We start from the raw sequence: 10,123 nt of genomic DNA on the forward strand, positions 1-10,123 counted from the left end.
TATAAATAAAGCTGTATCAAAATTTAATTGTTTTGATACAGCTACTTTTTTATAAGTCTAAATCTTGACTTTCAGTTCCAGCATTTTTATCTTTAAAGAATCCTTTAAATAAGTCTAAAAGTTGAGGAACTGAATCTACAATTCTATCAACAGTATTATCATAATCTACAGGTTGCAATCTTACAGAGCCGTCCTTAACTATTAAAAATGCTACTGGCTTTACAGTGACACCAGCCCCTGAGCCACCACCAAAAGGATAATTTTCATCTCCATCATCTTTAACAGCAACATGGTTACCAAATTCACTTCCACCAGATGCAAAGCCAAAGGTTACTTTAGAAATTGGAACAATCGAAGTTCCATCACTAGTTTCTACTACATCTCCAACTACAGTGTTAACATCTATCATATCACGTAAATTTTCCATAGTACTTCTCATTAAGTTTTCTAATTCATGTTTATCAGCCATAATAATCCCCAAATAAAGGGATTCACCTCCTATTTTTATTAAATGATTTTATAATAATAAAACATATATAAATAATTTTTGCTAAATTAAAGGTAATTATACTGTTTAGTGTGAGTTCAAAAAGTATTTTATCTTTAAAAATAGGCTTAAAATCATTTTTATATCTTTTTACCTTAAATATAATAGAAAAAATATTTAGTAGGATTGGATTAATATTATAAAGTAAACCAAAAGCTATAGCAGTTTTGCTTGAATCTCCTAAGGAATAAGAAATATTACTATCAAACTTTAATGTTGGCTTAAATTTATTATAAGCAAGGTTATGATAAAGTTTTTTAAAAGGTGTTTCTTTAAACTTAACTTTTTTATTAGAGGAGTCATTATCATCTTTATGGTCATCAATTGTTTTTTCGATATTCTTACCTTTATCCTCTTTTGGTTTTTTCTTATTAAGAAATTTCTTTATTAAGCCACCATCATTAGATAATAAATTAATATTATAAATTTTTACGTAAAACCTATCCTTAGAGACATAAAAATGAAAGCTCAGGGGTATAGGTATAAACAAAATTAATACTATAACAACAAAAATTATTAAAATATGCATAATTAACCTCTCCTAATCTTCTATTAGTATTGCCACAAAAATTAAATCTAAATCATAAAAATTTAATAAACATGTTTAAAAATTTAATAAATGAAAATACTACATGTGTAAGGAGAAAATAGGAGTGATGGATATGAAAAATTTTAAAATCCTAGGAGTAACTTTAAGTTTAGTACTAATTATTTGTAATTTAATGAATAATTGTGTTTATGCGCAAAGCTTTGATGATGAAGATGAAGTTGAAGATTTAGCTATAATCGATGATATTCAAGATGATGATATAGATGATGTTGATATGGAAAATCTATTAAATAGCATTAGAGTAAATGCAAGATGTGCTATAGCAATGGATAGTAAAACAAAGCAAGTGTTATTTGCACAAAATGCAGACGAAATAGTGCCTATGGCAAGTACAACAAAAATCCTTACAGCCTTGATTGCAATAAGTCAAGGTAATTTAGATAGAGAAGTAACTATAAGTAAAAATGCATCATCTATAAGGGGATCAAAAGTTAAATATACAGCTGGTGAGAAAATAAAATTAATAGAATTATTATATGGACTATTATATAAGTCTGGTAATGATGCAGCAATTGCAATAGCAGAAGATATTGGTGGTAGTGTAGAAGGATTTGCTAATATTATGAATGACTATGCAAGAAGTTTGGGATTAGTTAATTCTCACTTTGAAAGTCCACACGGGTTAGATAGTGCTAAGCATTATACATGTGCTTATGATTTAGCATTATTAACTGCAAAGGCAATGGAAAATGAAACATTTTGCCAAATTTGTGGAACAAAAACTATAACAAGAGATGCATCAGGTTTTACAAGAGATTATAATAATATCAATAAAATTTTGTATAGAATTCCAGAAGCTAATGGAGTAAAAACTGGATATACAGGTCAAGCAGGAAAATGTTTAGTTTCATCAGTTAGACATGAAGGTAGAAACATTATTATCGTAGTTTTAAATTGTAGTGACAGATGGAATGTTACAGAACAAATTTATAAATATGTTTCAGATAATTATTGTTTTAAAGCAAATAATATGAAAGATATTGTAAATTCATCAGAATTTATTAATTTAGGAACAATAGTTGAAGAGTCAGAATTTGATTATGGATTTAAAGGTCAAGGATCTGTTGAGGTAGAAGTGTTTAACACATTATTTGATAAAAATAGTGGAGACATTATAGGAAAAGTAGCATTAAATGATAGTGGAAATGAGTTGTTAAAAAAAGCTCTAATATGCGACACTGATATATCACAAAAAGAATTTGATAGTTTAATACAAAATGAAGGCACTAATAATTAGTGCTTTTTTCTTTTATTGTATATAAATTTGGTATAAAATGAATATGTAGGTATTGTTAATTATTAAATTAAAATAATGTAAATAGAATCGGAGGAGAATATTTTGAGTAAAACTATAGTAAAAGAATTAAAAGTATTATCTAAAACTAAATTTTTAAGCTTATATAATGCTGATTATATAAATAGGGGTGGTAAGGAAAAAACTTGGACAATTGCATCAAGAAAAACTAAAGAGGCATTAGAAGATCAATTCTTTAATGGAAAAGAAGATAAAGTAGATGCTGTTGTTATATTAGCATATCATAAGGATGAAAAGAAATTAGTTGCTATTAAACAGTTTAGAATTCCTTTAAATAACTATGTTTATGAGTTACCAGCAGGATTAATTGATAATGATGATGATATAATACCAACAGTTAAAAGAGAATTAAAAGAGGAAACAGGATTAGACTTAGAAGAGGTAATAGAAAGTAAAGTAGGAAATAAGCTTTATTTATCACCAGGTATGACTGATGAATCAGTTTCATTAGTATATTGTACTTGCTCAGGAGAAATTTCGACAGAAAATTTAGAGGAAGATGAAGATATCGAAACTATATTATTATCTAAAGAAGATGCAATTAAAATATTAAATAGTAATGAAAGATGTGATATTAAATTCTTCATGGCTTTACAGAGTTTTGTAGCAATGGGTGATGAAATTTTTAAATAAATTAAAAAAATAATTAAAATCTCAAAATTTTTTATAAAAAATCAAATTGTTTTATTTACTAAATGTTAGTTTCATGGTATATTAGTAGAAACTTAGCATATTGTTCTACAAGATATCTATTTTGGGATATATGGAAATTACAATTTCTGAGTGAACTTATGAAGAAAGACATAAAAACATTGGGGGGAAAACAACATGAAGAAAAACGAATATGGATTATTCACTGCCATAGCAATGATTGTTGGAATTGTTATAGGTTCAGGAATATTCTTTAAGAGTGACAATATTCTTGTTGCTACAGGAGGAAGCGTAGCATTAGGAGTATTAGTATTCTGTATAGCAGCAATTGCTATAATTTTTGGAAGTTTAACTATATCACAATTAGCATCAAGAAGTTCAAAAGAAGGTGGCTTAATAGCATATGCTGAAGAGTATTATAATAAGTCAACATCATGTGCTTTTGGTTGGTTCCAAACATTTTTATATTTTCCAACATTAATAGCAGTAGTTTCTTGGGTGGCTGGAATCTACATTTGCATTTTATTTGGAATAGAAGGAACATTAGAAAAACAAATGTTAATTGGATTAGCAATAATGGTGTTCTTATTTGTAATTAATACTTTATCAGCAAAGTTAGGTGGATTATTCCAAAATGCATCTACAATAATAAAGTTAATACCTTTATTATTAATTGCAGTTGCTGGATTAGTATTTGGAGATACAAGCAGTGTTTCATTTAGTGATATTACTGCAATGAAGTCTACAGGATGGATTGCTGCAATAGCACCAATCGCATTTTCATTTGATGGATGGGTAGTTTCTACATCAATTTCACATGAAATAAAGGATTCAAAAAGAAATTTACCAAAAGCTCTTATAATAGCACCTATATTTATTTTAATAGTATATGTTTTATACTTTGTTGGAATAAGCATGTATATAGGGCCAGAAACTATTATGAGCTTAGGAGATGCTCACGTTGACTTAGCTGCAAACAACTTATTAGGACCATGGGGAGCAAAAATTGTATTAATATTTGTTATAATTTCAATCATGGGTACTATTAATGGATTAACTTTAGGAATGATAAGATTACCACATTCTTTATCAGTAAGAAATATGTTCCCAAAATCAAAGGTTATTAATAAGATAGATGAAAAATTATTAATGCCAGTTAATTCTGCAATAGTAGCATTTATTATAGCTATAGTATGGTATATTGCTCATTACTTAACAACTAAATTTGGATTACTTCCAAATTCAGATATATCTGAAATATCAATTACAATGAGTTACACAATGTACATACTTTTATATGTAAAAGTTATTCAATTAGGTAGACAAGGTAAGATTTCAGGTATTTGGAATACTATAATTAATCCTGTTTTAGCTATAATAGGTTCATTAATTATTTTATTCGGAAGCATGGGTAATCAATTATTCTGGATATATGCGGCATTCTGCTTATTAGTAATGTTATTAGCAGTTTTATTTTGTAAGAAAAACGAAAAAATTATAAACGGTTGTTTAGAATAAATTATTAATAAAAATTTAAAACACACAATTATATGAGTTTACTCTTATAATTGTGTGTTTTTTTATAATATTTTACAGTAGAAAATTTTATATATTAGGCGATTTATAGTAACAAAACGGATTTAATGAAATAATCTATATAGTGTATAGTATTAATTTAGGAGTCGAAATGTTTAAGGAGACGATTGATTGTATAGATGCTGGTACTGAGTATTGCCCTTGCCATTTAGCTGAAAGTGGTGAATGCATACTTTGCTCTCAACTACAAGGAAGTCATTTTTGTGATTGTCTAAATTGGAATGGAGTTTGTATTTATCAAGAACTTTATAATAATGGTAATAAAGCTAAGGAGCAAAGAAAGGCTTATACCTGCAAAGTATCTGAAAAAGTGCTATGTCAAGATGATGTGCTTTTAATTAAATTTGAAGCACCACATAAATTAGCAATAGATTTAGCAAAGCCAGGAAGCTTTATATTTATAAGAAGTGATGAAAATGTTTATTTTGATGTTCCTATTTCAATATTAGATTCTAATATTGATACAAATATTATTTCAGTAATGATAGAAATAAGAGGTGTCAAAACAAAACAATTATTAAATATTGAATCTGGAGGAGAAATAACAATTAGAGGACCTTATTGGAATGGTGTATTTGGTTTAAAAAACATAAGAAAACAAAAAAATAATAATATTTTAGTAATTGCAAGAGGTATTGGAATGGCTCCTATGGTACCTGTAATTAAAAAATTAGTTCAAAATGATAATAAGGTTACTGTAATTGTTGATAAACAACCTTTTAATGATGTATACGTATCTGAATGGTTAGATAAGCTAAATATCGTTCCTCAAGAAATGAATTTAATTGAAAAAGGTAAGCTATCTCCTGAAGCTAAGGTGGCTATAAAATCAATAATTGGTTACAATAATATATCTTTAATCCACATTGCTGGAGCGGATATATTAACTTATGATGTAATCGAATATTTAGATTATTTAGATAGACAAGATATTGATTTATCATGTTGTAATAATTTTAAGATGTGTTGCGGTGAAGGTGTATGTGGAGCGTGCACAGCAAGGTTTTCAGGTCACAGAGTAAAGAGATTCTGTAAGGTACAAGCTAGTCCAAGAGCTATATTTGAGGGGAGGAGATTAATATGATGAAGGTTATAATAGTTGGTGGGGGCTGGTCTGGATGTGCAGCTGCTTTAACAGCAAAGAAAGCCGGAGCAGAAGTCCATGTTTATGAAAAAACAGATCTTTTACTTGGACTTGGTAATGTTGGCGGAATAATGAGAAACAACGGACGTTATACAGCTTCAGAAGAGTTAATTGCATTAGGTGGAGGAGATCTAATTAAGCTAACAGATAAATGTGCAAGACATGCTAATATAGATTTTCCAGGACATAAACATGCAACATTGTATGATGTAAATAAGATTGAAGGTGTAGTTAGAGATTATTTAATAGATAAGGGAATTAACCTTCATATGGAAACAAGGGTAACAGACGTTGATTTTGAAAATAATAAAATTAATGGAATTTTACTAAGTGATGGAAGCTATGTTAAAGGTGATGTATTTATTGAAACTACTGGTACAACAGGACCAATGGGGAATTGTTTAAGATATGGTAATGGATGTTCTATGTGTATTTTACGTTGCCCAGCATTTGGACCAAGACTTAGTATTAGTGCAAGATGTGGAGTAGCTGATATTCAAGGTGAAAGAAATGACGATGTGCTTGGTGCATTTTCTGGATCTTGTAAGCTTGCTAAGGAGAGTTTATCTGATAGTATAAGAGAGCAACTTGATAAGACTGGAGTTGTTGTTTTGAAGGTTCCTTCTGAGGATGTTAATTATGGAAAGCTTAGTACTAAGGTTTGTCAACAATATGCTTTGAAGGAATTTGCGGAAAATGTAGTTTTACTTGATACTGGTCATGCTATGAGAACAGAAATGCAACAATAGTTGCTGCATCTCTTCACTTGTAAATTTAAGCTCTTTTTGATTATCTTCAGTGCCAACAAATTTAATTTCTATATTTCCTTTACCTGGACCATCACTGTACCAATAAATAGTATCTATTAAATTATCTATAATAAGTTTTTGTTGTGATCTATCAAGTTCATCTATATTAGCACATTTATCTAATAGTTCTTCTATAAGGTCAAGATTTAGTAAATTATTTTTTAAATTTAAAGCTTTTGATTCTAAGTTATTAATATTTTCTTCTATAGCATTACATTCGTTTTTTAAAGTTTTTATTCTATCAAGTAAAATATCTTCAATATCATTACATAAAGATAATTTAGTAACTAAGTTATCTATTTGTAATTTTTTTTCTTTAAGTGATTTAGTTAAAGATAATTTTTCTATATTAATATTTTCATCACTTGCATCAGATTTATATTTATTTCTTACTTTTGATATAAACTCTTTTTTCTTTAAGCTAAGTTGTTTTAAAGAGAGTAAAACTAATTTTTCTATAACAGCTGCTTTAGCATTTCCATTGTCACAAAGGCTACCTTTTGATTTTCTTTTTAATGAGCAATTATAATAAAATAACTTTTCTCCAGTAGCTTTTGATACTCTTCCATGAACAACTAACATATATTCCTTACATTTTCCACAACGTAGTTTGCCAGCTAATAAAGCGTTATGTGTTTTACCTAGTCTTGGGAATGTATCTTTATTTTTATCAAACTGTTTTTGTACTGAAAGCCATAGATCTGGTTCAATATATCCTTTAATAGAACTAACAGCTGCAAAACGTTCTGATATATCCTTTTTAGCTTTAGTATATTTACCATCTTTTTTTGTTTGTTCAGTTTTGTTATAAGTTAATAGTGAATGAATATTATCTGGACTGCCATATATAGTCCAATTAGAATTTTTTAAGTATTCAACTACTTCACTATTAGCTTTAACATAGATTGGATTTTGTAGTATTGTTTTTAATGATGATTTTTCATATAAAACATTATTTCTAGATTTAATATTATTTTCATGAATATAAACTTCTAATTTATGAAGGCTACCTAATTCAAGATATTTGTTATATAAAAAGTTTACAAATTCCATTTCTTTATCATTTATAACTAATTGAGGAGTTACACGAGTAAGACCATTTTCATCAATATGTTCTATTTTTTCTGAAGAAAAACCAACTGGTATTTTACCACCAGTCCATTTACCATTCTTAGCAAGCTCTAACATATTATCTTTAACTCTTTCCGCTATAGTTTCTCTTTCAAGTTGAGCAAAGACACTAGCAATATAAATCATGGCTCTACCCATTGGACTTGAGGTATCAAACTGTTCTTTTATACTTATAAATGAACAATTATTAGATTGTAATACTTCCAATGTGCTTGAGAAGTCAGCGACATTTCTTGATATTCTATCTAATCTATAACATACTAAAATATCGAATTTTTTACTTTTTATAGCTGCCATTAATTTTTTAAACCTTGGTCTATCAAGGTTACCGCCCGAAAAACCTTCATCTTCATAAATAGTGAATTCTATATCTTTACCTATAGTATTTGTAATATATTCTTTACACATTTCTATTTGATTTTCAATAGAATCACCTTTACCAGTAAATTTTGATTTTCTACTATAAATAGCTACTCTTTTCATTAGTTGGACCTCATTAATCTAATTACATCTATTCCATTTTTATATATAGATTTAAGAATGTCTTTTTCTTTAGAAGTTAATTTAATACCATCTATCTCTAGTTCATCAGATTCAAATATTGCATCAATAGTGTCTGGAATATCATCTACAGTATGTTCTATTACATCTATTCCAAGCAACTCATTTGTAGAAGTTTCTAAGGCAGTTGCAACCTTTTCTAAAGTAGTAGAGTTTATATTTTGTTTTTTACCATTTTCTAAGTCATAAATAGTAGCATAGCCAACTTCAGCTATTTCAGTTAACTTTTTTAAACTCAATCCTTTTTTATTTCTATATTCTTTTATATTTTTACCTAATAGTGAAATTCCCATAAGAATCCTCCATAAAAATTATTATATTTATATTTTATCACTTTCGCGATAAAAAGCAATATAACTACAGAACATAAAAACGACAAAATAATACATCGGTATCGTTAAAACGATAGAAAAAGGTAAAAAAAAGCCGAAAATGATAGAAAAGCGATAATAATTTATTCTGTTAAAGCGATAGGGAGATTTATAGATTTTACATTATCGTTAAAACGATATAATATTGATAGAGTAATCATGTTAACGATAGCGAGGTGAAAAAATGAATAACAAATTTTTATTTGAAGAGTTTAAAAAAAAGAATATTACAATATCTAAATTAGCTTGTGAATGTAAATTAGCATATGCTACTTGCTATGATATTTTATCAGGGAAAAAGAAAAATCCATCAATATCAAGTGTTCATAAAATTGCTTCTTATCTAAATATATCTATTGATAAGTTAATGGAGGGTGGTAGCGATGAAAAGAGTTGTATTGAAGATTAAAAGAAAAGTAACAGAAACAAATGATGAGGCATAGAATATTATAGCTTTTTAATAGGGGGAATTTTATGTATACAGTAACTTTAATATTACCAACTGATATGACGGCATTAGAAGAAAAGTTTGCTGAAGTAATGGCTGATATAGTTGCTGAAAAGTTAAGTCATCAAGAACTAGGAGTATTTATAGATAAATTAGAAAAGTTAGACAAGGATGAATTGTAACAGATGATAAAAGGCTGAAAAGCCTATAAGAGTTAAGTAAACATAATAAATAATATGGAGGAAAATAAATGGAAAACATAAAGCACAAACATAAAGAAGGAGTTCAATTATTTGTTAATAAAGAATTAGAACTTGAAGTAAGAGCAATTAAAAATGATGATGCAAGTATTTCTTTAAATGCTGAAGATACAGCTATAGGTTTTGGATTTACACAAATTAAAAATGGGAAAACGTATGTAAGATGGGAAACTATGAATGGTTACTGTAAGGAATTAAACTTTTCCCAACATGTTGGGAAAGATGATTACATTCCAGAAAGCTTATTTTATCTACTTGGAATGAAAGCTAATAATGATGTTGCTAAAAAGTTTCAAATGTGGTTAGCAACAGAAGTGTTACCAAGCATGAGGAAGTACGGAATGTATGCAACAGATGAATTATTAGATAATCCAGATTTACTTATAGCAGCAGCAACAAAATTGAAAGAAGAAAGAGCAGCAAGGTTAGAAGCTGAAAAACAAAGGGACAAGCTGGTACATCAAAATAAGTTATACACAACATCAGAAATTGCTAAGGAATTGGGATTAAGTAGTGCTACAAAGCTTAATAATTTATTGTCAGAAAAGAAGATACAGTATAAGCAAAATAAAACTTGGCTTTTATATTCTAAGTATTCTGAATTAGGTTTAGTTAGTATTAAGCAAGAAGTTTTAGATAACGGGAAAATAATATATGACAGAAAGTGGACTGGCAAAGGT

11 protein-coding genes and 1 pseudogene are annotated in these 10,123 nt (G+C 28.1%); 8 read left to right on the forward strand and 4 right to left on the reverse strand.

The window, feature by feature from the left end:
- Positions 1-49 precede the first annotated feature (49 nt).
- Together ytfJ and TY07_RS16340 are read right to left on the reverse strand one after the other, a co-directional pair.
- Complete coding sequence (ytfJ, locus tag TY07_RS16335) at positions 50-469, reverse strand: GerW family sporulation protein (RefSeq protein WP_042402709.1); 420 nt, start codon at positions 467-469, stop codon at positions 50-52.
- 22 nt (positions 470-491) lie between these two features.
- A complete protein-coding gene (locus tag TY07_RS16340) occupies positions 492-1,076 on the reverse strand; it encodes a DUF2953 domain-containing protein (protein WP_042402712.1) in 585 nt (194 codons plus the stop codon).
- Between the two features lie 133 nt (positions 1,077-1,209).
- On the opposite strand from TY07_RS16340, the gene TY07_RS16345 reads away from it, so the two are divergent.
- The 5 genes and pseudogenes from TY07_RS16345 to TY07_RS16365 form a co-directional block, all read left to right on the forward strand.
- On the forward strand, positions 1,210-2,394 hold the full coding sequence (locus TY07_RS16345; protein ID WP_070098869.1) for a D-alanyl-D-alanine carboxypeptidase family protein: 1,185 nt from the start codon (positions 1,210-1,212) through the stop codon (positions 2,392-2,394).
- 102 nt (positions 2,395-2,496) lie between these two features.
- Positions 2,497-3,105, forward strand: a complete 609-nt coding sequence (locus TY07_RS16350) for an NUDIX hydrolase (RefSeq protein ID WP_042402714.1) — start codon at positions 2,497-2,499, stop codon at positions 3,103-3,105.
- Positions 3,106-3,300: 195 nt separating this feature from the next.
- On the forward strand, positions 3,301-4,641 hold the full coding sequence (locus tag TY07_RS16355) for an APC family permease (protein ID WP_042402718.1): 1,341 nt from the start codon (positions 3,301-3,303) through the stop codon (positions 4,639-4,641).
- Positions 4,642-4,810: 169 nt separating this feature from the next.
- On the forward strand, positions 4,811-5,803 hold the full coding sequence (locus tag TY07_RS16360) for a sulfide/dihydroorotate dehydrogenase-like FAD/NAD-binding protein (RefSeq protein ID WP_042402721.1): 993 nt from the start codon (positions 4,811-4,813) through the stop codon (positions 5,801-5,803).
- A pseudogene (locus TY07_RS16365) lies at positions 5,803-6,588 on the forward strand (FAD-dependent oxidoreductase); the annotation flags it as partial. The gene TY07_RS16360 and the pseudogene TY07_RS16365, both read left to right, overlap by 1 nt.
- Here TY07_RS16365 and TY07_RS16370 read toward each other — a convergent pair.
- Positions 6,568-8,286 carry a recombinase family protein gene (locus TY07_RS16370; RefSeq protein WP_042402724.1) on the reverse strand — a complete coding sequence of 573 codons (1,719 nt, stop codon included), beginning with the start codon at positions 8,284-8,286 and terminating at the stop codon, positions 6,568-6,570. The pseudogene TY07_RS16365 and the gene TY07_RS16370 overlap by 21 nt on opposite strands.
- Positions 8,286-8,657, reverse strand: coding sequence for a helix-turn-helix domain-containing protein (locus TY07_RS16375; protein WP_042402727.1), 372 nt, complete (start codon positions 8,655-8,657; stop codon positions 8,286-8,288). The genes TY07_RS16370 and TY07_RS16375 overlap by 1 nt, the downstream gene beginning before the upstream one ends.
- 262 nt (positions 8,658-8,919) lie before the next feature.
- Here TY07_RS16375 and TY07_RS16380 point away from each other — a divergent pair, with 262 nt between their 5' ends.
- The 3 genes from TY07_RS16380 to TY07_RS17890 form a co-directional block, all read left to right on the forward strand.
- Positions 8,920-9,144, forward strand: a complete 225-nt coding sequence (locus tag TY07_RS16380; protein WP_052330765.1) for a helix-turn-helix domain-containing protein — start codon at positions 8,920-8,922, stop codon at positions 9,142-9,144.
- A 65-nt stretch (positions 9,145-9,209) separates the two neighbouring features.
- Positions 9,210-9,365, forward strand: a complete 156-nt coding sequence (locus TY07_RS18460; RefSeq protein ID WP_042402730.1) for a hypothetical protein — start codon at positions 9,210-9,212, stop codon at positions 9,363-9,365.
- 68 nt (positions 9,366-9,433) lie between these two features.
- Positions 9,434-10,123, forward strand: a 690-nt coding sequence (locus tag TY07_RS17890) for a phage antirepressor KilAC domain-containing protein (protein WP_042402733.1), incomplete at its 3' end; no start/stop codon positions are given.

The sequence above is a fragment of the Clostridium saudiense genome (assembly GCF_000577815.1).
Classification (GTDB): Bacteria; Bacillota; Clostridia; order Clostridiales; family Clostridiaceae; genus Clostridium; species Clostridium saudiense.